Origin of the sequence: Streptomyces sp. NPDC059166, assembly GCF_042755185.1 — a bacterium.
Classification (GTDB): domain Bacteria; phylum Actinomycetota; class Actinomycetes; order Streptomycetales; family Streptomycetaceae; genus Streptomyces.
On record NZ_JBHZCI010000022.1, the window covers coordinates 2,146 to 24,813 of the forward strand.

At 71.7% G+C, this 22,668-nt stretch carries 20 protein-coding genes; 9 read left to right on the plus strand and 11 right to left on the minus strand.

The window, feature by feature from the left end; translation table 11 throughout:
- Positions 1-257: 257 nt before the first annotated feature.
- Together ACFXOA_RS18045 and ACFXOA_RS18050 are read right to left on the minus strand one after the other, a co-directional pair.
- Positions 258-467, minus strand: a complete 210-nt coding sequence (locus ACFXOA_RS18045; RefSeq protein WP_385028838.1) for a DUF397 domain-containing protein — start codon at positions 465-467, stop codon at positions 258-260.
- Positions 464-1,342, minus strand: coding sequence for a helix-turn-helix domain-containing protein (locus tag ACFXOA_RS18050; RefSeq protein WP_385028841.1), 879 nt, complete (start codon positions 1,340-1,342; stop codon positions 464-466). Before ACFXOA_RS18050 ends, ACFXOA_RS18045 begins: the two co-directional genes overlap by 4 nt.
- Before the next feature lie 163 nt (positions 1,343-1,505).
- Here ACFXOA_RS18050 and ACFXOA_RS18055 point away from each other — a divergent pair, with 163 nt between their 5' ends.
- Together ACFXOA_RS18055 and ACFXOA_RS18060 are read left to right on the plus strand one after the other, a co-directional pair.
- The gene (locus tag ACFXOA_RS18055) at positions 1,506-1,943 is read left to right on the plus strand and encodes an ATP-binding protein (protein ID WP_385028844.1); all 438 of its coding nucleotides are present in this window, start codon (positions 1,506-1,508) and stop codon (positions 1,941-1,943) included.
- 291 nt (positions 1,944-2,234) lie between these two features.
- Entirely contained in the window at positions 2,235-3,311 is a 1,077-nt protein-coding gene (locus ACFXOA_RS18060; RefSeq protein ID WP_385028847.1) for a helix-turn-helix domain-containing protein, read from the plus strand.
- A 199-nt stretch (positions 3,312-3,510) separates the two neighbouring features.
- Here ACFXOA_RS18060 and ACFXOA_RS18065 read toward each other — a convergent pair whose 3' ends face one another.
- The gene (locus tag ACFXOA_RS18065) at positions 3,511-4,110 is read right to left on the minus strand and encodes a hypothetical protein (RefSeq protein ID WP_385028850.1); all 600 of its coding nucleotides are present in this window, start codon (positions 4,108-4,110) and stop codon (positions 3,511-3,513) included.
- A gap of 490 nt (positions 4,111-4,600) precedes the next feature.
- On the opposite strand from ACFXOA_RS18065, the gene ACFXOA_RS18070 reads away from it, so the two are divergent.
- The 3 genes from ACFXOA_RS18070 to ACFXOA_RS18080 all read left to right on the plus strand — a co-directional run bounded on the left by ACFXOA_RS18070 (position 4,601) and on the right by ACFXOA_RS18080 (position 12,262).
- Positions 4,601-6,331 (plus strand): carbohydrate-binding module family 20 domain-containing protein, encoded by a 1,731-nt coding sequence (locus tag ACFXOA_RS18070; RefSeq protein ID WP_385028853.1) that lies wholly within the window; start codon positions 4,601-4,603, stop codon positions 6,329-6,331.
- 93 nt (positions 6,332-6,424) lie between these two features.
- The gene (gene pulA, locus ACFXOA_RS18075; RefSeq protein ID WP_385028856.1) at positions 6,425-11,728 is read left to right on the plus strand and encodes a pullulanase-type alpha-1,6-glucosidase; all 5,304 of its coding nucleotides are present in this window, start codon (positions 6,425-6,427) and stop codon (positions 11,726-11,728) included.
- 183 nt (positions 11,729-11,911) lie between these two features.
- On the plus strand, positions 11,912-12,262 hold the full coding sequence (locus ACFXOA_RS18080) for a 5-carboxymethyl-2-hydroxymuconate Delta-isomerase (protein ID WP_385028859.1): 351 nt from the start codon (positions 11,912-11,914) through the stop codon (positions 12,260-12,262).
- Here the strand turns inward: ACFXOA_RS18080 and ACFXOA_RS18085 are convergent.
- From ACFXOA_RS18085 to ACFXOA_RS18095, 3 genes are all read right to left on the minus strand, one after another.
- Positions 12,247-12,981: a TetR/AcrR family transcriptional regulator gene (locus ACFXOA_RS18085; protein WP_385028862.1), complete on the minus strand. Its 735-nt coding sequence runs from the start codon at positions 12,979-12,981 to the stop codon at positions 12,247-12,249. The genes ACFXOA_RS18080 and ACFXOA_RS18085 overlap by 16 nt on opposite strands.
- A gap of 67 nt (positions 12,982-13,048) precedes the next feature.
- Positions 13,049-14,965, minus strand: a complete 1,917-nt coding sequence (locus ACFXOA_RS18090) for a hypothetical protein (protein ID WP_385028865.1) — start codon at positions 14,963-14,965, stop codon at positions 13,049-13,051.
- Between the two features lie 143 nt (positions 14,966-15,108).
- Positions 15,109-15,654 (minus strand): carboxymuconolactone decarboxylase family protein, encoded by a 546-nt coding sequence (locus ACFXOA_RS18095; RefSeq protein ID WP_385028868.1) that lies wholly within the window; start codon positions 15,652-15,654, stop codon positions 15,109-15,111.
- A gap of 69 nt (positions 15,655-15,723) precedes the next feature.
- Between ACFXOA_RS18095 and ACFXOA_RS18100 the strand changes: the two genes are divergently transcribed.
- Entirely contained in the window at positions 15,724-16,206 is a 483-nt protein-coding gene (locus ACFXOA_RS18100) for a MarR family winged helix-turn-helix transcriptional regulator (protein WP_385028870.1), read from the plus strand.
- A gap of 21 nt (positions 16,207-16,227) precedes the next feature.
- Here the strand turns inward: ACFXOA_RS18100 and ACFXOA_RS18105 are convergent, their stop codons facing one another.
- The 4 genes from ACFXOA_RS18105 to glnII form a co-directional block, all read right to left on the minus strand.
- Positions 16,228-16,875 carry a LuxR C-terminal-related transcriptional regulator gene (locus ACFXOA_RS18105; protein WP_385028873.1) on the minus strand — a complete coding sequence of 216 codons (648 nt, stop codon included), beginning with the start codon at positions 16,873-16,875 and terminating at the stop codon, positions 16,228-16,230.
- Positions 16,860-18,125, minus strand: a complete 1,266-nt coding sequence (locus ACFXOA_RS18110; RefSeq protein WP_385028875.1) for a sensor histidine kinase — start codon at positions 18,123-18,125, stop codon at positions 16,860-16,862. Before ACFXOA_RS18110 ends, ACFXOA_RS18105 begins: the two co-directional genes overlap by 16 nt.
- Positions 18,126-18,291: 166 nt before the next feature.
- A complete protein-coding gene (locus ACFXOA_RS18115; RefSeq protein WP_385028878.1) occupies positions 18,292-18,906 on the minus strand; it encodes a winged helix-turn-helix domain-containing protein in 615 nt (204 codons plus the stop codon).
- A 390-nt stretch (positions 18,907-19,296) separates the two neighbouring features.
- Positions 19,297-20,331 carry a glutamine synthetase gene (gene glnII / locus ACFXOA_RS18120; RefSeq protein WP_385028881.1) on the minus strand — a complete coding sequence of 345 codons (1,035 nt, stop codon included), beginning with the start codon at positions 20,329-20,331 and terminating at the stop codon, positions 19,297-19,299.
- A 268-nt stretch (positions 20,332-20,599) separates the two neighbouring features.
- On the opposite strand from glnII, the gene ACFXOA_RS18125 reads away from it, so the two are divergent.
- Together ACFXOA_RS18125 and ACFXOA_RS18130 are read left to right on the plus strand one after the other, a co-directional pair.
- Positions 20,600-21,523 (plus strand): Gfo/Idh/MocA family protein, encoded by a 924-nt coding sequence (locus ACFXOA_RS18125; protein ID WP_385028884.1) that lies wholly within the window; start codon positions 20,600-20,602, stop codon positions 21,521-21,523.
- A gap of 65 nt (positions 21,524-21,588) precedes the next feature.
- Positions 21,589-21,813 (plus strand): hypothetical protein, encoded by a 225-nt coding sequence (locus ACFXOA_RS18130; RefSeq protein ID WP_385028887.1) that lies wholly within the window; start codon positions 21,589-21,591, stop codon positions 21,811-21,813.
- A 36-nt stretch (positions 21,814-21,849) separates the two neighbouring features.
- Here the strand turns inward: ACFXOA_RS18130 and ACFXOA_RS18135 are convergent, their stop codons facing one another.
- Entirely contained in the window at positions 21,850-22,209 is a 360-nt protein-coding gene (locus ACFXOA_RS18135) for an arsenate reductase family protein (protein WP_385028890.1), read from the minus strand.
- A 119-nt stretch (positions 22,210-22,328) separates the two neighbouring features.
- Here ACFXOA_RS18135 and ACFXOA_RS18140 point away from each other — a divergent pair, with 119 nt between their 5' ends.
- Positions 22,329-22,598 carry a hypothetical protein gene (locus ACFXOA_RS18140; protein ID WP_385028893.1) on the plus strand — a complete coding sequence of 90 codons (270 nt, stop codon included), beginning with the start codon at positions 22,329-22,331 and terminating at the stop codon, positions 22,596-22,598.
- Positions 22,599-22,668: the final 70 nt, after the last annotated feature.

The following is a 22,668-nucleotide window of genomic DNA, read 5'->3' on the forward strand; positions in this document are numbered from 1 at the left end:
CCTGCCGCCTGCCGCCTGCCGCCTGCCGCCTGCCGCCTGCCGCCTGCCGCCTGCCGCCTGCCGCCTGCCGCCTGCCGCCTGCCGCCTGCCGCCTGCCGCCTGCCGGCACACCGCTCCCGCCCAGAGGCGCGCCCGCGCCCTCAGGGCCGGCCCGCTCGGCGGCCGGACCCACGCGGCGCCGCGTGGACGCTTCAGCAGGCCGGGCTCCTGCCCGGCGGCTGGAGAGGCGCCGCGGTGTGCGGTCCCGGGAGTGCTGGTCAGCGTCCGGAGGCGTATGCGAGGAACGCACCCCACGTGCGTGGAGTGAAGCCGAGGCGGGGGCCGGGAATGTTCTTGGAGTCGCGGACGTGGACGGTGTTTCGGGTGGTCGCGACTTCGACGCAGTCGTTGCCGTCACCACTGCTGCTGTAGCTGCTCCTGAGCCAGTGCAGCTCCGTGGCGTCGTCCGCGGAAGGCTTTTGGATCATGTCTCTCCCAGCAGTTGCTCAATGAAGGCCAGCGACTCACGTGGCGTAAGAGCCTGCGCCCGGATCATGCCATAGCGCAGTCCGAGGATCCTGAGTTGCTTGGGGTCGGAAACCGGGCGGCCGCCGAATGCCCCCTCCGAACGCCCCACGGCGCTGCCGTCGGGGAATCTCAGGACTTCGATCAATCCGCCTGTGCCGGGATGCTCCTCCCTGTGCGTCGGCATCACCTGGATGGCCACGTTGCGCAGGCGCCCAAGCTCCAGCAGGCGTTCGAGTTGGTGACGTAGAGCTATTGTGCCACCGACCGGACGACGAAGCGTCACCTCCTCCTGTACGAAGCTCAAGGAAGGTGCCGAAGCCCGATCGAAGATGGACTGCCGGGCGAGTCGTGCCGCGACTGCCCGGTCCGTCTCGTCCTGGGTGTAGGCCGGCAGCCACGAGGCGAACAGGGCTCTCATGTGCTCCTCGGTCTGCAGTAGACCATTGACGTTGTGGTGGTGGTACGCCTCCAACTCGACGGCCCTGGCCTCCAGCTTCGCGAGGTCCCTGACCTTCTTCGGGTATCGGACCTCCGCCAATTCCCGTTTGAGCAGCGCGATCTTCCCGCCCGCCCCCAGCACCTCGTCCGCCCTGTCCAGGAACTCCGGCCGGGGGATGCGTCTTCCTCCCTCCACCTTGTAGACAAGGTCCTCGCCGTACCCGATCGCGGCCCCGAACTCGCCCGCTCGCAGGCCCGCCGCCTCTCGCCATGCCTTGATCTGCCGACCCACCGTGGCCGCCATCGCGACCCCTGACTCGTCGTCGGGGTCCACTTCCCATCCCGGCTCGTCCGCGCGGTTACCCACCTGCGCCGCGCTCGCCTCGTCCACGCTCATCCGTGCCTCACTTCAGACGCGCTGCCCGTTCTGCCTCAATGCCTGTCGTCCCCCATGAGTCACCCCGGACAGCCGGGACAGCGCTGGACAAGGAGTGGACAGTCACTGTACGTAACCATGATTTCACGTCTCGCGGTAGGTCGAGAGGCTCACGCTGACCGGTGTGACCCAAGAAATCACTCGAACCGAACATTCCGCTCCCACCAGGCAGTTCAGCGTGCTGCTCTCGCCCACGCCCCGGGGTGCCAGGCTCGCCCGCCTGCTGACCACGGCGCACCTGGGGGACTGGGGGCTTCCCGTCGAGCCGGCTGCGCACCTGGTGGCCGAGCTGGCCGCGAACGCTGCTTCGCACGGGCGTGTGCAGGGGAGGGATTTCAGGATGAGCGTCGCGATCCACGGTGGATCGCTGCTCCGGATCGAGGTGACCGACACCCGGGGTGACCGGCTTCCGCCCGCGCCTGGTTGTGTGGAACGGCCCGCTCCGGATGCGGAATCGGGGCGGGGTCTGCTCATCGTCGATGCTCTGGCGGACCGGTGGGGTGTCGACGCCGGGCCGCTCCCCTGCAAGACGGTCTGGGCCGAGGTCGATCTCGCCGGGTGAGCGCCGCGTCCCGGCTCACCGGGGCGCGGATTCCCGCGACCCGGTGAGCCGCGACCCGGTCGCCCACGACATCAAATGGCTTTGAAAGGACTGGGGAAATCACCCATCCCCACCCGACCCGTCCCGCATGCGTGCTCCGTCACTCGCTCGGGTGACATGACGCAACTGAGCTGGATTTGGGTGGCGTTGTCGGGCATATGCTCACTCCGACCAAGCAGACATGAGACGGCCCCCGACTGGACTGGCATCCTGATCGAGGGCCTGACCACCGAGGAAGTACGGAGCTTCCCGATGGATACCCAGCAGGTTACCGCGCCCCCGTGCGCCCGGCCCGTCGCCGCGGGCGTGATCCACGTCAACGTCCGGCACACCGCAGGCTTCACCGTCATCGGCAACCACCTCGCCCAGCACCGAGGCCTGTCGCTCGTCGCGGTCGGCCTGGCCGTGCACATCCAGTCGCTGCCGGCCGGGGCGAAGATCGGAATCAAGCGTCTCGCCGAACGCTTCCCGGAGAGCGAGACCCGTATCGCCGCCGCCCTGCGGGAGTTGGAGGCGTCCGGCTATCTGCACCGAAGCCGGGTCCGCCTCGCCGACGGCCGGGTGGTGACACGCACGGTGTCGTACAACCGGCCAGGCGCCGCTAAGGCCACCGTTGTGGCGTCCGCGCCTCGCCCCGCTCGTGGCACCGCCGAGCCGGTGCCTCCGGCCAGGCCCGCACGGCCACTGCCGCCACGGGCCCCCGCCCCGCCGCCGCTGCCTCCCGAGCCCGCACCCCAGCCGGAGCCGCAGCCGACGCGCCCCGCGTCGCCGGAGCCGCAGTCGACGCGGACCGGGCCCCCGCAGCAGCCGGACCCCGCCCCCACGCCGGACCCCGCCCCCACGACGCCGGACCCCGCCCCCACGCCGGATCCCGCCCCCGTCTTCGGCCCGGCCCCCACCGCACGTACGGCACCGCCCCCGCCGCTGCCGCAGCCGCAGGTGCTCACTCCGGAGTTGAGGGACGCCGCCGCAGCGCTGCTCGCCGATCTCCGGCGCCTCGCTCCTCAACTGGTGCTGTCCGAGGCGGATGTCAGCGCGCTGGCACCCGGGGTGGCCACCTGGCTCGAACGCCAGGCGCATCCCGACACCGTGAGGCAGGCCCTCACGGCCGACCTCCCCGTACCGCTGAAGCACCCGGCCAAGCTCCTGCGGCACCGGATCACCGCGCTCCTGCCGCCCCCGCTGCCGGGCGCCCGCGAACTGGAAGCGGCCCGTCCCAGGGCCATCGTCATCCCGCTCCAGAACTGCGACCGCTGCGACCGGGCCTTCCGTTCGCGCCACCCCGGCCACTGCGGCGACTGCCGTAACGACCTGGCGACAGTCGCCTGAATCCGAACGGAAACCCGGTGGCTGCGGACCTCTCCTTCCACACCTCCCGCTCTCCGAGGAGATCTTCGACGAGGAACCCCTCGGCGATCGGTGACCCGCCTGCCCCGACGCCCGGCGTGCGCGAGAACGAGGGGGTGCGGGTGTCGCCGACGCATGCGCCCGTCACGTGACGTGGTGGAAGGCTCCCGGGCGGGAGCCGTCACCCGGGGTCGGGCCAACCCGCCACGAGAGCGTCCCGGTCGGGGTACCACGGGTCCGGCACCGTCCCGCGGATCGCCTCGTCGGCCATCCAGCACACCTGCGCCGGGCCGCCGTCGCCGGTGTCGAACAGGCAGCACACCCCGCCGGATGACGCCGCGATGCCGGTGAAGGTCCTCCTGATGCTGGGCGAGCGTGCGAAGAGCCGGCTCATCCCCGACGTCGCGGCCCAGCAGTCCACCTCCGCGTAGCCGGGATGCAGGTGCGAGGAGAACCGCACCGATGCGTAGACGTACCCGATCTGGACACGGCCGTCCGGCTCGGCGGCGGGGCCGTAGTCCCTGGCGTACTCGACCAGCGCCTCGTCCGGTTCGAACATGAGCGAGGTGTCGAGCTCGAACGCGCTGCCGTCGGATGCGTCGACCGGCTCGCCAGGGGCCGCCTGGGACCGGAACGGGACGACGAGCCGCTCCCCGCCCGGGAGGATGATCTCGGTCGGCTGAGCGCCGTACTCGGGTGGCGCCAGGCCGGCCAGTTGCCCGAGCAGTCTCGCGACCCGGCGGGGACGCAGATAGGTGGCATAGCTGTAGGTGAGTCCCATGCTTCCCCCTCGTCGGCCGACCGCATGCTCCCACGCCCGAGGCGCGTGAGACCTGCGATTCACCGCCCTTGCGGGCGGGTCGGGGCGGGGCGACGCGCGGGAGAGGCCTCGGAGTCGGCCCAGGGTGGGCCGGCGGGGAAGCGACTCCGGGGCCTCTCCACGTCGTGACCGGACCGGTCGGCCGGGCGCGTGGGGCCCGGCGTGCCGGCCCCCCGGCCGACCGGTCCGGAGTCGGGACGAACTTAACAGGCCCGCAATATCTTGCGTAAGACCTTGCAGTCAGGAATCTCCAGGATTTCGGCGATGTGAGCGGGACGTAATCGCATTGTGTCCAGGGGCTTGACCGAGGCGGAGTGGGCTCGTACGGTCTGCTGCGCACAGGGTTTGCATCCTTGCTGCAAGAACCTTCAAAGAGCCTTGAGGGCACGGCGCGTTGCCATGTGAGGCTGCTCCGCCATCCCCGTGTTTCCCCCACCGCAGGAGGAAAGTCATGGCACGCAGTCCCTTGTCCGGCGCGCTCGCGCTCGCCCTGGGAGCCGCCGCCCTCGCCGTCCCCACCGGCCTCGGCGCCGCCACCACCGCGCAGGCGGCCCCGCCCGGCACCAAGGACGTCACCGCCGTCATGTTCGAGTGGAAGTTCAGCTCGGTCGCCAAGGCGTGCACCGACAGCCTCGGCCCGGCCGGATACGGCTACGTCCAGGTCTCGCCGCCCCAGGAGCACATCCAGGGCTCCCAGTGGTGGACCTCGTACCAGCCGGTCAGCTACAAGATCGCAGGCCGCCTCGGGGACCGTACGGCCTTCGCGAACATGGTGAGCACCTGCCATGCGGCCGGGGTGAAGGTCGTCGCCGACTCGGTGATCAACCACATGTCCGCCGGGTCCGGCACCGGCACCGGCGGGTCCTCGTACGGCAAGTACGACTACCCGGGCCTCTACTCCGTCAACGACATGAACGACTGCCAGTCGCAGATCACCAACTACGGCGACCGGGCCAACGTCCAGAACTGCGAACTCGTCGGCCTCGCCGACCTCGACACCGGCGAGGACTACGTACGCGGCAAGATAGCCGGGTACCTCAACGACCTCCTTTCGCTCGGTGTGGACGGCTTCCGGATCGACGCGGCCAAGCACATGCCCGCCGGCGACCTCGCGAACATCAAGTCCCGGCTCACCGACCCGAACGTCTACTGGAAGCAGGAGGCGATCTACGGGGGCGGCGAGGCCGTCTCGCCCTCCGAGTACCTCGGCACCGGGGACGTCCAGGAGTTCCGGTACGCGCGCAGCCTCAAGCAGGTCTTCAACAGCCAGAACCTCGCCGACCTGAAGAACTTCGGGGAGGGCTGGGGCTTCATGGAGTCGGGGAAGTCGGCGGTCTTCGTCGACAACCACGACACCGAGCGCGGCGGCGACACCCTCACCTACAAGGACGGCGCCAACTACACCCTGGCGAGCGTCTTCATGCTGGCCTACCCCTACGGCTCACCGGACGTCCACTCCGGCTACGAGTGGTCCGACAAGGACGCAGGCCCGCCCAACGGCGGCCAGGTGAACGCCTGCTACAGCGACGGCTGGAAGTGCCAGCACGCCTGGCGGGAGATCTCCTCCATGGTGGGCTTCCGCAACACCGCCCGGGGGCAGGGCGTCACGAACTGGTGGGACAACGGCGGCGACCAGATCGCCTTCGGGCGCGGCGCCAAGGCGTACGTGGCGATCAACCACGAGGGTTCCTCGCTGACCCGCACCTTCCAGACCTCACTGCCCGCGGGTGACTACTGCGACGTGCAGTCCGGCAAGGGGGTCACCGTCAACGGCTCCGGGCAGTTCACCGCCACCCTCGGTTCGAACACCGCCGTCGCGCTCCATGTGAACGCCCGCACCTGCGCGGGTGGCGGCACCACCCCCGACCCGGACCCCGGTACCGGGCAGTCAGGAGCCTCCTTCGGGGTGAACGCCACGACCCAGCTGGGCCAGAACATCTACGTCACCGGCAACCAGGCCGCGCTCGGCAACTGGGCCCCGGCCTCCGCGCTCAAGCTCGACCCGGCGACGTACCCCGTCTGGAAGCTCGACGTGGCCCTGCCCGCCGGCACCGCGTTCGAGTACAAGTACCTCCGCAAGGACGCGAACGGCAACGTCACCTGGGAGAGCGGCGCCAACCGCACCGCCACCGTCCCGTCCTCCGGAAAGGTCACGCTCACCGCCGACGTCTGGCGCAGCTGATCACGTCCCGTGCGGGCCGGGGACACCACGGTGGACTCCCCGGCCCGCACCGCTCCACCCGCCCGATCCCCGAACGCCGAGGAGTACCCGCCCGTGTCCCGAACCACTCTGCGGCGGGGAGCCGTCGCCGCCCTGTGCGCGGCGCTGCTGCCCGTCGTGCCGGCGGCCTCCGCGTCCGCCGCTCCCAGACCGCCCGCACCGCCTTCGGACGCGAAGCTCGCGAAGGAGCCGGCCAGGCACGACCTGACCCGGGAGCAGTTCTACTTCGTGCTGCCGGACCGTTTCGCCAACGGCGACACCTCCAACGACCGGGGCGGGCTGACCGGTACACGCCTGGAGACCGGGTACGACCCCACCGACAAGGGCTTCTACCAGGGTGGTGACCTGAAGGGGCTCACCCAGCGGCTCGACTACATCAAGGGACTCGGCACCACCGCGATCTGGCTCGCGCCGATCTTCAAGAACCGGCCAGTGCAGGGGACCGGGGAGAACGCGTCGGCCGGATACCACGGGTACTGGATCACCGACTTCACCCAGGTCGACCCGCACTTCGGCACCAACGCCGACCTCGAGAAGCTGATCGACAAGGCCCACGGCAAGGGCATGAAGGTCTTCTTCGACGTCATCACCAACCACACCGCCGACACCGTCGACTACGCCGAGAAGAAGTACGGCTACAAGCCCAAGGGCGCCTTCCCCTACCTCGACGAGGACGGCCGTCCCTTCGACGACACCCGGGGCGTGGCGGAGGTGGACGCCGACTCCTTCCCGTACACCCCCGTGAACACCGGGAAGAAGGTCCCCGCCTGGCTGAACGACCCCACGATGTACCACAACCGCGGTGACTCCACCTACGCCGGCGAGTCCACCGAGTACGGCGACTTCTCCGGCCTCGACGACCTGTGGACCGAGCGCCCCGAGGTCGTCTCCGGCATGGAGAAGATCTACGAGAAGTGGGTCCGCGACTTCGACATCGACGGCTTCCGCATCGACACCGTCAAGCACGTCGACCTGGACTTCTGGACCCAGTGGGCCACCGCGCTCGACGGATACGCGGCGAAGCGCGGCCGGGACGACTTCTTCATGTTCGGCGAGGTCTACTCCGCCGACACCGCCATCACCTCCCCGTACGTGACGCGGGGCAGGCTCGACGCGACCCTCGACTTCCCCTTCCAGGAAGCCGCCCGGCAGTACGCCTCCCAGGGCGCCCCGGCCTCGAAGCTCGCCTCGCTCTACGCGGACGACTACCGCTACACCACCGACAAGGCCAACGCCTACGAGCAGGTCACCTTCCTCGGCAACCACGACATGGGCCGCATCGGGACCTTCCTGAAGCAGGACAACCCGAAGGCCTCCGACGCCGAACTCCTCGACCGGGCCCGCCTCGCCAACGAGCTGATGTTCCTCGGCCGCGGCAACCCGGTGGTCTACTACGGCGACGAGCAGGGCTACACCGGCGCCGGCGGCGACAAGGACGCACGCCAGACGCTCTTCGCCTCGAAGACGGCCGACTACCTCGACGACGACCAGATCGGGACCGACCGCACGCACGCCTCCGACGCCTACGACACCACCCACCCGATCTACCGGTCCATAGCCGCCCTCTCGAAGCTGACCAGGGAGCACCCCGCCCTGCGCGACGGCACCCAGACCGAGCGCCTCTCCGAGGACTCCGTGTACGCCTACTCGCGCACGGACGCCAGGAAGCCCTACGAGTACGTCGTCGCCACGAACAGCTCCACCGAGGCGCGGACCGTGCAGGTCCCCACCGCATCCGCGGGGATGAACTTCCGTACCTTGTACGGCGGTTCCGGTGCGGTCCGCAGTGCGTCCGACCGCACGGTGAAGATCACGGTGCCCGCGCTCTCCAGCGTGGTGCTCCGCGCCGACAAGCCGCTCGGAGCCCCCTCCAAGGCCGCGGTCGCCCTGAAGGCACCGGCCGCCGGAGCCACCGGCACCGTCGAGGTCACCGCCGATGTCGACGGCGGAGACCTGAACCGTGTCGTGTTCGCCGCCCAGACCGGCAACGGCAAGTGGGTCACCCTCGGCACCGCCGACCACGCCCCGTACAAGGTCACCCAGCACATCGACGCCTCGGTGAAGGCCGGAACCCCGCTGCGCTACAAGGCCGTCGTCGTCGACCGCGCCGGACGCACCGGCAGCGCCCTCGCCTCGACGACCGCGGGCCAGGCGCCCCCGGCGCCGAAGCCCGTGGCCGTCGACCGTGACCAGGCGATCGTCCACTACAAGCGCGCCGACGGCGACTACGAGGGCTGGCAGCTGAAGTCCGGGGACGCCACCGCCGACTTCATCGGCCGCGACGCCTACGGCGCCTTCGCCTGGATCGACCTGGAAGAGGGCGCCTCCTCCGTCCCGTACACCGTCGAGAAGGACGGCACCGCCGACGGACCCGAGCGCACGATCGACCTCGCACGCACCGGGCAGGTCTGGATCGAGCAGGGCAAGGACGGCCAGAGCGCCGAAGCCCCCGAAGCCCCGCCCCAGGACACCTCGAAGGCCGTCCTGCACTACCACCGCGCCGACGGCGACTACACCGGCTGGGGGCTGCACACCTGGACGGGTGCCGCTTCCCCCACCGACTGGGCGAAGCCGCTGCAGCCCGTGCGGACCGACGCCTACGGGGCCACCTTCGAGGTCCCCCTCACCGACGGCGCCACCTCGCTCAGCTACATCCTGCACAAGGGTGACGAGAAGGACCTCCCCAGCGACCAGTCCCTCGACATCGCCACCTACGGGCACGAGGTGTGGATGCTCGGCGGCAAGCCCGGCTACCTGCTGCCGCAGACCGGCGGCGCGCCCGCGCCCGACCTCACCAAGGCCGAGGCCCAGTGGATCGACGCCGACACCGTCGTCTGGAAGGTGAAGGCCACCGACGCCACCAGCCAGCAGCTCGTCTACGCGAAGGACGGCGGAATCTCCGTCGTCGACGGTGCTCTCTCCGACGAGGGGCACTGGCTCCGGCTCGGCACCACCCAGCTCACCGACGCGCAGAAGGCGAAGTACCCGCACCTCAAGGACTACCCGGCGTTCACCGTCGACCCGCGCGACCGGGACAGGGTCCGGGAATCCCTGCGCGGCCAGCTGATCGCCACCCAGCGCGCCGCCAACGGCGCCCTGCTCGCCGCCACCGGCGTGCAGACCGCGGGTGTCCTGGACGCGCTCTACGGCAGGGCCGCGAGCGGAGCCGCCCTCGGGCCCGTCTTCCGCTCGGGCAGCCCGACGCTGTCCGTCTGGGCGCCCACCGCACGCACCGTCGCACTCGAACTCGACGGCCGCACCGTGAAGATGCGCCGCGACGACCGCACCGGCGTCTGGTCGGTCACCGGACCGAAGAGCTGGACCGGCAAGCCCTACCGCTACGCCGTCGACGTCTGGGCGCCCTCCGTCCAGAAGATGGTCACCAACAAGGTCACCGACCCCTACTCCACCGCCCTCACCGCGAACTCCGCCCGCAGCCTCGTCACCGACCTCGACGACCCGAAGCTCGCCCCGAAGGGCTGGTCCTCGCTGAAGAAGCCCGCGGCCGTCCCGCTGCGGGACGCCCAGATCCAGGAGCTGCACATCCGCGACTTCTCGATCGCCGACAGCACCTCCCAGCACCCCGGTCAGTACCTCGCCTTCACCGACACCCGCTCCGACGGGATGAAGCACCTCAAGGAGCTCGCGGACGCCGGGGCCGGCTACGTGCACCTGCTGCCCGCCTTCGACATCGGGACGATCCCCGAGAAGAAGAAGGACCAGCAGAAGCCGGCCTGCGACCTGTCGGTCTACGCCCCCGACTCCGAGGAGCAGCAGGCCTGCGTCACGAAGGCCGCCGCGAAGGATGCCTTCAACTGGGGCTACGACCCGCTGCACTACACCGTGCCGGAGGGCTCCTACGCCTCCGATCCGGACGGCACGAAGCGCACCACCGAGTTCCGGCAGATGGTCCAGGGCCTCAACGGCGCCGGGCTGCGGACCGTCATGGACGTCGTCTACAACCACACCGTCGCCTCGGGGCAGGACGACAAGTCGGTCCTCGACCGGATCGTCCCCGGCTACTACCAGCGGCTCCTGGAGGACGGCACCGTCGCCACCTCCACCTGCTGCGCCAACACCGCGCCCGAGAACACCATGATGGGCAAGCTCGTCGTCGACTCGGTCGTCACCTGGGCCAAGGAGTACAAGGTCGACGGCTTCCGCTTCGACCTCATGGGGCACCACCCCAAGGCCAACATCCTGGCCGTCCGCAAGGCACTCGACGCCCTGACCGTCGCCAAGGACGGGGTCGACGGGAAGAAGATCATCCTCTACGGCGAGGGCTGGAACTTCGGCGAGATCGCCGACGACGCCCGCTTCGTCCAGGCCACCCAGAAGAACATGGCCGGCACCGGGATCGCCACCTTCTCCGACCGGGCCCGCGACGCCGTCCGCGGCGGCGGCCCCTTCGACGAGGACCCCGGCGTCCAGGGCTTCGCCTCCGGCCTCTACACCGACCCCAACACCTCCGCCGCCAACGGCACCCAGGCCGAACAGAGGGCCCGGCTGCTCCACTACCAGGACCTGATCAAGGTCGGCCTCACCGGCAACCTCGCCGACTACACCTTCACCGACACCCAGGGCCGCACGGTCAAGGGCTCCGGCGTCGACTACAACGGGGCCCCCGCCGGATACGCGGCCGCCCCCGGTGACGCCCTCGCCTACGCCGACGCCCACGACAACGAGACCCTCTACGACGCGCTCGCCTTCAAGCTCCCGGCGGACACCACCCCCGCCGAACGGGCCCGTATGCAGGTGGTCGCCATGGCGACAGCGGTCCTCTCCCAGGGGCCGGCACTCTCCCAGGCAGGCACCGACCTGCTGCGCTCCAAGTCGCTGGACCGCAACTCCTACGACAGCGGCGACTGGTTCAACGCGCTGCACTGGGACTGCCGCAAGGGCAACGGCTTCGGCCGGGGGCTCCCGCCCGCCGCCGACAACGAGGCCAAGTGGTCCTACGCCAAGCCCCTGCTCACCTCCGCGGCGCTCACCCCGGGGTGCGCCGAGATCAGCGGCGCCTCCGACGCCTACCAGGACCTGCTCACCATCCGGACCGGTGAGAAGGACTTCGGTCTGGCCACCGCCGCCCAGGTCCAGGACACGCTGACCTTCCCGCTCTCCGGCAAGGACGAGACACCGGGGGTGATCACGATGCGCCTGGGCGGGCTCGTCGTGGTCCTCAACGCCACCCCCACCGCACAGGTGCAGACGATCCCCGCGCTGTCCGGGAAGGCGTACGCGCTGCACCGCGTCCAGGCCGCCGGCGCGGACACCGTGGTCAAGAAGTCCTCGTACGACAGGACTTCGGGCGCCTTCACGGTGCCGGGGCGCACGGTCGCCGTGTTCTCCGCGCGCTGACGCCCCGCACCACCGGCCGGCCTCCGGCTCCGGTTCCCCCAGGGACCGCGAGCCGGAGGCCGGCCGTCCCGTGTCCGGCACGCGGAACTCCCTTGTGCGGGCGGCGAGATCCCGCGAAGCTGACGGTGTACACAACCGTGTACGCCGTCCATGTACTCAACCGACTCGACAACGGGAGCCCCGATGCCGCAGATCACCGTCGACTACTCGGCCGAACTCGACGACAGCTTCGACCGCCGCGGATTCGCGCTGGCCCTGCACCCGCTCGTCGCCGAGACCGTGTCCACCAAGGTGCCCGCCTGCAAGACCCGCTTCCGCAGGGCGCAGGAGTCCGTCGTCGGTGACGCCCCGGCGGGCGACGCGATCGTCAACGTCTCCATCGCGATGCTGCCCGGCCGCACACCCGAGACCAAGGCACGGCTCACCGAAGCCGTGCTGGAGCTGCTGGCGGGGCACCTGAAGCCCGTCGAGGGCCTGACCGTCCACGGCTCCGCCGAGGTCCGGGACCTGGACGCCTCCTACCGCAAGGACTGAGGCAGCCGTTGCGGCGGGACGGCCGGCGCGGCGGGAGCCAGGGCGGAGAGCCTGGACAGCAGCTCGCCGAACGGGCCGTCCGCCGGCTCCTGGGCGAACACCCGGAGCATGATGCCCGCCATCTCCTGGTCGTACGCGGCGCTCACCGAGGCGAGCGCCGCGAAGTCGTGGACCAGCTGCAACTCCAGCTCGCGGCGCGGCACACGCTTCCCGTCCAGCCACAGCAGCGCCGTGGACTCCGCCAGCGACACCCATGACCGCACGACCAGTTCGAGCCTGGCGGGCGGGGACGCCACACCCAGGTGCGCGAGGATCTGCCCGTACGCCACCTGACGCACCTCGTCGGCCAGGACGTCCGCCGTCGACGACCCGCCCCGTGGGCCGCCCCGCATCAGCGCGGAGAAACCGGGGCCGTGCTCCTCCACGAAGTCGAAGTACCGGCGCATCACCCGCAGCAGCCGCGCCCCGAGCGGACCTTCGTGCGCCTGCGCGAACCGGCCCGCCAGATCGTGGGCCGCCCGCCGCAGCGCCGCCTCGTAGAGGCTGCGCTTCCCCGGGAAGTAGTGGTAGACGAGCGGACGCGAGATGCCGGCCGCCGCCGCGATCTCGTCGACCGACACCTCGTCGGGGGAACGGCTGCTGAACAACTCCAGCGCGACATCGATCAACTGGGCCCTGCGTTCCTCGACGCCCATCCTGCGCCGCACCCCGGTCGTCATGGCGAACAGCCTAACGGGACGGCCCCGGAGGCCTTCCGGCAGCACTCCGGGCCGCGGCGGCCCCCGCTCAGCGCAGCGACCCCACCCGGCTGCCGTCGGTGAGGACCCCGTCCAGCCGTGGCCGGTCGCCCTCCCGGGTCGGCAGGGCCAGCAGCCGACCCTCGGACCGGCCGCGTGCCCCGCCCGAGGCCGCCAGGGACGAGAACTGCCGGGAACCCGCCGCCAGTACGTACCACCGGCCGCCGTCCGACCTCCAGAGCACACCCGCCAGCACCCGCGGTCTGCGCGTCGAGCAGTCCGGGGTGTCCTGCGCGCGGGCCGCGACCGCGCCCGGGGAGACCGGGCCGCCGGAGACCTCCGGAGGCGCCTGGAACTGCGCCATGACCCTGCTGCCCGTACCCCGCCAGGTCTCCGCCCTGGTGCAGAACCAGAGCGCCTCGCCCGCGCCCTCCGGCAGCCGCTGCCTCGCGTACGGCCACGAGTTCACCGACCGCACCCCGTGCGACCGCACCGCCGGCAGGAGGCAGGCGGTACGCGCCCAGCCCGCCCGCTCCGCCGGGCCCGACACGTCGTGCGGGGCGGACGGCGCCCCCGACGTCAGGCGTACGGGCGTCAGTTCCCCGAGATCCGTCATCAGCCGCGCCGCGGTGCCGTCCCGCACCTCCAGGGCCTGCCAGGAGCCGCAGCCGCCCTGCTGCGAGGCCGGGTCCGCCAGCGGCCCCGTCACCCCGTGCCGGTCCCGGGACAGCGGCCGCGCCGAACCGTACGGCGCGAGCAGATCCCGTACACCGGTCTCCCGCACCCATGGCGCGGTCAGGTAGCGCAGCGAACCCGAACGGCGCTGCACCACCAGCGCGCTCGCCGCGACCGCGTCCGCGCCGTCCACCCGCGCGAAGTCCAGCGCGGCACCGCCCGACGGGTCCGCGTTGCGCGGTTCGGCGTAACGCACCACCCGCAGGCCGTCATGGAACAGCACCACCGCCGCCGCCCCGACCTCGCCCGCGTACAGCAGCTGCGGCGGTCCCATCGGCGGACCGTCGGGCGTGCCCGGCGTCGCCGACACGGCGACCCCCTCTCCCGGCCGCGCCCACACGGCGAGCGCCCGGCCCAGCAGCCCGGTGTCCCCGGTCCGGTCGCCGCGCGTGGGCCAGACGGTGAAGTCCCTGCGGGACGAAGCCCTCCAGAGGCCCGGGTGCACCCGGCGCAACGCGGCCGGGTCCAGGGCCTGTTGGGCGGTCCGGTTACGCGCGTACAGCGGCGCGGACGCGGCGTCCGGGCCACCGAGCCCGTCCCCGGGCATCACCATCAGCGTCCCGCACAGCAGGAGCGCGCCCACACCGGCCAGCAGGGCCCGCCCGCGCCGCCCGCGCCGGGCGGCGTCCGACGGCCTGGCCTGGAGGGAGCACGGATCGAACTCCGGTGACGACAGCAGCGCGTGAGGCGCGGTGAGCGCGTCCGCCTCCAGCAGCGCCGCCCTCGGGTCGGCCACCCCCGCCTCGTCGAGGACCCGGCAGACCTCCGCGTCGTCCAGCCCTTCCAGCCCCCGCAGCACATGGGCCGCCCGGCAGGCGGCCGACACCGAGCCCAGCGCCTGCTCCAGCGCCAGTTCTTCCGCACCGCAGGAGTGCGGGAACAGCCGCAGCCCCCACACCTGCGGCACCAGGGAGGGGAACTGGGCACGCCGGGGCCGGGCGAACCGGAACAGCGGCAACCCCGCCTCCAGCGCGGAGCGCACCACCCGCAGACGCACCCGCGCGTACGCCTGCCCCGGATCCCGGCCCGGTTCCCCCGCCAGCGCCCGCTGCGTCAGCCAGTGCGCCGAAAGCACACGCCGGTTGCGCCCGAGCGAGGGGGCCAGCACCAGGTAGGCGATGCGCGCGAACCGCGCGTAGTGCTCGGCGGGCGTGGCATCCGGCCACTCCCCGCCGGGCCGTTCCACGTACGGGCGGCCGGCGGACGGCGGTACTGCGCGCAGTGGGGGCATGTTCAGCTGAACGAGCGAATGGTGCGATGGTCACTCCGGCGTGCGCTCCGGGGCGGGATGCGGGATTCCCCGACACCGCCCCGGAACACGCCGTGACGGCCGCACGGTGCGAGCAGCGACGGTTCCACGTCCGGGTACGGCCGTCACACGGCCACGGTGCCGACCGGCGCTCCCGTCATGCGGTTGGCGAGCGTCGAGATGGTGTAGGTGCCGATACCGAGCACCACTTCCAGGGCGTTGCGCCGGGTATGACCCAGCGACATGAATTGCTTGAGGGCTTCCTCCGTGACCGCGCCGGAGGTGTCGAGGACCTCCAGGGTGAACCGGCGCACGCCTTCCAGTCGTTCGTCCGGAAGGGGCCTGCCTGCCGGGGATCGCAGAGCCTCGACGAGCTCCGGAGCCGCGCCGAGCGCGGCCAGCTTCGTGGTGTGCAGCTCCACGCATATGTGGCAGGCGTTACGGGTGGCCATGGTCATGATGACGACCTCGCGCGCCAGGGGGTCCAGGGTGGTGGATTCGAAGGCGGCGCTCGCCCGGAGGAAGCCGTCGAGCGTCTCCGGCGACGAGGCCAGCCGAGCCACCCCGGACGGCACGCGGCCGTCCTGCTTCCGAGCCATGGCTTCCATGGTGCGGCGGGCGGCGGGCGGCGCCGATTCGAGGGTGTGATCGGGGAAGTTCCAAGCGGGCATGGCAGGCTCCTCGCGTTAAACTCGACAACGTGATTGACGAAAAGGTAAACAAGGTTGTCGAGTTTTGCAATGGCTGAGGGCGGGAGCACGGAGGGAGGGGCGGGGTTCGAGCTGCCCCTGCTGCTGTTCGCGGGCTTCCGCTCGATCATCGACGAGCTGCACCGGGATTTGGCAGCGCAAGGGGACGGGGAGTTCCGCCCGGCTCACGGCTTCGCGCTCCAGGCAGTCGGGGCACAAGGTGCGAGCGCCAGCGAGGTCGGTAGGCGGCTGGGCGTCTCCAAACAGGCGGCAGGGAAGACCGTCGACAAGCTGGAGCGCCTCGGATACGTGGAACGGGTCGACGACCCCGACGACGGCCGCCGCAAACTGGTCCGGCTCACCACTCGGGGCATCGACGTCTTGGCCAGATCCGCTCAGGGCTTCGACCGCATCCGGGCCGAGTGGGTGGCGGTGCTCGGGGCGGAGCGAGTGCGTGCCCTGGAGGCCGACCTGCGCACGATCACGCCCCCGAGCGCGTACCGTCTGGACGCGGAGGGCTGGTTCGCCGGCTGAGGCCGGCCCGTGGCCGGCCGCTCACCCCCGGTCGAGGTACGCCAGCACCGCGAGCACGCGCCGGTTGTCGTCGTCCGACACCGGCAGGCCGAGCTTGCCGAAGATGTTCGAGGTGTGCTTGGCGACCGCCCGCTCCGTGATCACCATCTGCGCGGCGATCGCCCCGTTGGAACGGCCCTGCGCCATCAGCTCCATGACCTCGCGCTCCCTGGGCGTCAGACCGCCCATCGGCGGGTCGGCCGAACGCCGGGACAGCAGCTGCGAGATCACCTGCGGATCCATGGCCGTGCCGCCCGCAGCGACCCGGCGTACCGCGTCGACGAACTGGTCCGCGTCGAATACCCGGTCCTTGAGCAGGTAGCCGACGCCGCCGCGGCCGTCCGCCAGCAGTTCGCGGGCGTACAACTGCTCCACGTGCTGCGACAGGACGAGTACCGGCAGCCCCGGTCTGCGCCGGCGGGCCTCGAGGGCGCACTGCAGGCCCTCGTCGGTGTGCGACGGCGGGAGCCGGACGTCGACGACGGCGACGTCCGGCTCCGACTCGGCCAGGGCCCTGGTGAGTTCGGGGCCGGACTCGACCGCCGCCACGATCTCGAAGTCGTAGGCCTCCAGGAGCCGCACCAGCCCGTCACGGAGCAGGAAGAGATCTTCGGCTAGGACAACGCGCAAGGGATCTCCATCGTCACCATGGTGGGGCCGCCCACGGGGCTGCTGACGGCCAGGACGCCGTCGAATGTACCCAGCCGGCGTTCGACCCCGCTCAGCCCCGATCCGGTTCCGGCCAGGGCGCCGCCCCGGCCGTTGTCCGTCACCGAGATCCGCAGCCTGCCCTCCTGATGGTGCAGGTCCACCCAGACGCGGTCGGCGCCCGAGTGCTTCACGGCGTTCGTCAGCGCCTCACTCACCGCGAAGTACGCCGCGGCCTCCACCGGGGCGTCCGCCCGGCCCGGCAGCTCGACCGTCACCTCGGACGCCACCGGCATCCGCAGGGCGAGGGCCCGCACCGCGTCCCCGAGGCCGCGCTCGGCGAGCACCGGCGGATGGATGCCCCGGACCAGGTCGCGCAGTTCGGTCAACGCCTCCGCGGAGGACGTACGCGCCGTCGCCAGCATCTGCTTCGCCCGGGCGGGGTCCTTCTCGACGAGCGCCTCGATGGCCCCGAGGTTCATCCCCATCGCGACCAGCCGGGCCTGGGCCCCGTCGTGCAGATCCCGCTCGATGCGCCGCAGTTCGGACGCCGCGCTGTCCACGGCCTCGTGCCGGGTCTCGGTGAGGTGGTCGATACGCCGGGACAGCTCCCCAGGTGCGGGGGCCAGCGACGCCCGCGCGAGCACGAAGTGCAGCCGCAGCAGGGGCCGGCTCGCCCACAGCCCGAGATGGAAGAGCGCGACCCCGAGCGCCGCCGCCATCAGCCCGGTCGTCTGGCTGTCCACCGGCACGAAGGCGTACCAGTAGGCGTCGTCCTCGAAGACCCGCCACAGCCCCGCCGCAAGCACCAGCCCCTCCACCGGGTAGAGGAGCAGACCGAAGGCGAGGACGAGAAGGACGTAGCCCGCCGTCATGTCGAGGAACAGCCACCGCAGGTCCCGCCAGGTCGCCGGATCCCTCAGGATCAGCAGCGTCCGCTCGGCCTGCCCGAGGAGGCCCGGGCGGGCGTCCCGCGGGAAGGGCCGGTAGGGGACGGGTATGCGGATGCCCGACCAGGCGTCCGCGAGGCCGCGCCGCCGGTCCGCGTGCCGGCGCACCAGACGCGTGACCCACGGGGTGCTGACCAGCCCGACGCCCAGCGGCACGAAGGAGACGGAGAGCACCCACAGGACGAACAGGGTGGCCGATCCGGCGATGCTCTCGAAGGAGAGCACGAAAGCCCGCCCCCCGGCCCGGAACTTGCTCCGGATCCTGCCCCGCGCCGATCCCATGGCGGTGTCCCCCCTGCTCCGGGCCCCACGTCGGGATCCCGTTCGGCGACCAGTCTGGCCCGGGCGCGGCCCCCGCCGGTAGCCGGTCCGCCACCCGGCGGGGGTACACCTGGCACCACCCAGGGACGCGGGGGAGACCCCCGGGCACGCCCCGGTGCCGGCGCGGTCAGGGCGTGTACTTGTAGCCCACCCGCCGCACGGTCTGGATCGAACGGCGGTGCTCGGGTCCCAGCTTGCGGCGCAGCCGGGCCACATGGACATCGACGGTGCGGCCGTCGCCCACATGCCCGTAACCCCAGACCGTCGTCACCAACTGGTCCCGGGTGTGCACCCGGTGGGGGTGCGCCACCAGGTGTGCCAGCAACTCGAACTCGAGATAGGTGAGATCGAGGGTGACACCGTCGACCGCGGCCGTGCGCCGGGTGGAGTCGATGTGCACGGGCCCCGCGGCCGGTGCGCCGGCGGGGCCCGCCTCCGCCCCGGGGCGCTGGGCGGAGGCAGCGGGCCCCGCCGGCCCGGACCGCTGGTCGGCGGGGACGAGCAGCAGGTAGCCGACCATGGGCGGACTTCCCGGCAGGGCCGGCAGCGTGTGCGCGGGAGCGGGCAGCCAGGTCGCCCCGGGCGGGAGGAAGCCCGCCACGTCGGGGAGTTCGACGACCTCGTCGCGGTCGACGGCACGCAGCCGGTGGCGGCCGGGTGACAGGGGGCGGGCGGTCGGTGTGGCAGCGGCGGTCGCCGTGGGCGCCGCGGCTGCGGTGGAGAAGGTACGGGTGTTCGCCATGAGGGTCAGCTCTTTCGCGCGAGGAGTCGTCGAGGGACGGACTTGCGTCGTGCGCGCGGACCGAAGACCGGGGTGAGCGGCTTTAGAGGGCCTGCGCGTTCCTCGCGCGGCAACACACCCGGTCGAAGTCGTGATGCTGACGGGAAGGCCAGAACGGCTCGAGGTCACTGCGCCCCGATGAGGTGTACTGGAAGCCGGCCATGCTCCCATTAGACCAGAGAACGAGGCGGTGCAGCAGGCCTCTTCCACCTGTTGGTACGGGCGCCCGTGCGAGCACCCCGCGGCCGTGGTCGTCACGGCCCCCCGTCCGGTCCCGACCGGCCGGGACCCCCGCACACGCCGAAGGGCACCCGTCGTCGGCGGGTGCCCTTCGAAGCGTGCGGTGGCGGATCAGACCTGGTCGGCCTTCTCCAGCGCGGTGCAGCAGGTGTCGACGATCAGCCGCGTGACGACGTACGGGTCGACGTTGGCGTTCGGGCGACGGTCCTCGATGTAGCCCTTCTGGTCCTGCTCGACCTGCCACGGGATGCGGACCGAGGCGCCGCGGTTGGAGACGCCGTAGCTGTACTCGTTCCACGGGGCGGTCTCGTGCAGGCCGGTCAGGCGGTCGTCGATGCCCGCGCCGTAGTTCTTCACGTGGTCCAGCGGCTTCGAACCCTCGCCGAGCGACTCGCACGCGGTGATGATGGCGTCGTAGCCCTCGCGCATCGCCTTGGTGGAGAAGTTGGTGTGCGCGCCGGCGCCGTTCCAGTCGCCCTTGACGGGCTTCGGGTCCAGCGTCGCGGAGACGTCGAAGTCCTCGGCGGTGCGGTAGAGCAGCCAGCGGGCGACCCACAGCTGGTCGGAGACCTCCAGCGGGGACAGCGGACCGACCTGGAACTCCCACTGGCCGGGCATGACCTCGGCGTTGATGCCGGAGATGCCGAGACCGGCCTTCAGGCAGTTGTCGAGGTGCTTCTCGACGATCTCGCGGCCGAAGATCTCGTCGGAGCCGACGCCGCAGTAGTAGCCGCCCTGCGCGGCCGGGAAGCCGCCCTCGGGGAAGCCGAGCGGGCGGTGCCCGTCGAAGAAGGTGTACTCCTGCTCGATGCCGAAGATCGGCTCCTGGCCGGCGAACTGCTCGGCGACCGGGCGCAGCGAGGCGCGCGTGTTCGACTCGTGCGGGGTCATGTCGATGTTGAAGACCTCGCACAGGACGAGGACGTCGTCACCGCCGCGGATCGGGTCCGGGCACACGAAGACCGGCTTCAGGACGCGGTCCGACGCGTGGCCCTCGGCCTGGTTGGTGCTCGAACCGTCGAAGCCCCAGATGGGCAGATCCGCCACGTCCTGCGAGGGGCTGCCGGCCATGATCTTCGTCTTGGAGCGAAGCTTCGCGGTCGGCTCGGTGCCGTCGATCCAGATGTACTCAGCCTTGAACGTCACGGACGCCATCCTTTGCGGGTGCTGCGGGTCTATGACGCGCAGCTTCGCAAGGTGCGATTTCCCGGCCATTGCCCGAATGTGAACCACGTGTTACCGAGGTTTCCGGCAAAAGCCGGACGCCAGGTGCGGGCCCCGCGGGCCGTCTCATCCCGTGTCGTACTGGATACGGTCCACCGTGCCCGGCGAGCCGGGCGGGACCTCCGGTGCCGCCCCCGGGCCCCGTCACCCCCGGGTTCCCCACCTCCTGGCCGACAGGCAGACTGACCGCATGACGAAACACGCTCGCCACCCCGCACCGCTGAGGATCGGCCTCGTGGGCGCGGGCCCCTGGGCGCGCATGACCCACGCCCCGGCACTCGCCTCCCACCCCGACGTGGTGCTGAGCGGCGTGTGGGGCCGCCGGCCGGAGGCGGCGCGGGAGCTGGCCTCGGCCCACGGAACCGAGGCCCGCACGGGAGACTCCGGCTTCGACGCGCTGCTGGAGACGAGCGACGCGGTGGCCTTCGCCGTGCCGCCGGACGTCCAGGCGCCGCTGGCCGCCCGCGCCGCCGGGGCCGGACGCCATCTGCTGCTGGACAAGCCCGTCGCCACCACCGTGGAGGGTGCGCGCGAGGCCGCCGAGGCGGCCGAGGGTGCCGGTGTGGCCTCCGTGGTCTTCTGCACCCTGCGCTTCGCCGAGGGAACCGCGGGATGGGTGGCCGAACAGGCGGCGGCGGGCGGCTGGTTCACGGCTCGCGCCCAGTGGATCGGCGCGCTCTTCGCGCCCGGAGCGCAGAGCGAGTTCGGTGCCTCGCCCTGGCGCCGTGAGAAGGGCGGCCTGTGGGACGTGGGCCCGCACGCCCTGTCCGTGCTGATCCCGGTCCTGGGCGACGTGACCCAGGTGGTCGCCGCCCCGGGTCCGGCCGACGCCGCGCATTTCCTGCTGCGGCACACCTCCGGGGCTTCCAGCACCGTGACCCTCGCCCTGGACGCCCCCGCCGCCGCGACCGGAACGGAGGTCGAGTTCCGCGGGGAGCACGGGGTGACCGCCCTTCCCGCCGGGGGAGGCGACGCGATCGGGGCGTTCCGCACGGCCGTGGACGCGCTCGCCGAGGCGGCCCGCACCGGGACACCGCACCCGTGTGACGTACGGTTCGGCCTGAGGCTCACCGAGGTCCTGGCCGAGGCGGAGGCACAGCTCGGGCGGTCCTGACCGCCCGGCCGCGCGGGGGACCACCAAGGTGGCCGCGCGGCGGCAGGGAGAAATGAGGGGGCGGAGTGAGGTACCAGCACTACGACGCGAGCGGTCTGCCGGACTGGCTGGCCCTGACACTCGGCATCATGATCTTCGCGGCGCTGGGATCGGTCGTCTGGATGATGTTCCGGATCGGCCCCAGGAAGAACAACAGCCCCGAGGCCAAGGCGCGCGCGGCGAGCCGCCGGCGTCAGGCGCGTCTGCGCAAGAGGCGCACGGCGCTGGCGAAGAAGTCCGGCCGCGGCTGAGGGCAAGCGCGGGGCGGCCCCGCGCGGCGCGGCCTCTCAGCGCCCCATCGCGTCCCGGACCGCCTCGTCCGTGCGTGCCACCACGGCCGAACCGTCCTGCGCGGTGATGATCGGACGCTGGATCAGCTTCGGGTGGGCGGCCAGGGCCGCGATCCAGCGCTCACGGGAGCCGGCGTCACGCGGCCAGTCGCGCAGGCCGAGTTCCTTCGCCTCCGGCTCCTGGGTCCGGGTGATGTCCCACGGCTCCAGCCCCAGCCTGCCGAGCACCGCCGCGATCTCCTCCTCGGACGGCACGTCCTCCAGGTAGCGGCGGACGGTGTAGTCCGCACCCTCCGCATCGAGCAGACTCAGCGCGCCGCGGCATTTCGAACAGGCCGGGTTGATCCAGATCTCCATGGGGCCCAGGGTACGCGAGGGACCAGCCAAACCCCCTCTGGCCAGGGGCGATTGTCAGTGGCGGGTCGTAGAATGGAGTCAGTTCGTGAGGGTTCCACCACCACGCCAGGAGGTTGCCGATGGCCGTCGCCGCAGTCACGACCGAACCGGTCCCCACACTCCCGCGGAAGAAGGCGCTCCCCGCGGGGCGTCCCCGTGAGTGGTACATCGCCCACAACCGACGCCTGAAGGCCATGCGCCTGGCGATCGCCCTGCTCGACACCGGCGTGTACGCGCCGTCGAGCGCCCGCAACGCCCGGATACGCACGGCCGCCGACCGTCTCGCCATCCACCCGCCGTCCGACACCACCTGCCGCATGGTCCGCGCCCTGCTCCGCGACGCCCGCTGACCCGTCCGCCCACGCCCGCCCGTCCGCCCGCGCCCCGGAAACCCTGGGGCGCGGGCGGCGTCAGGTCCGG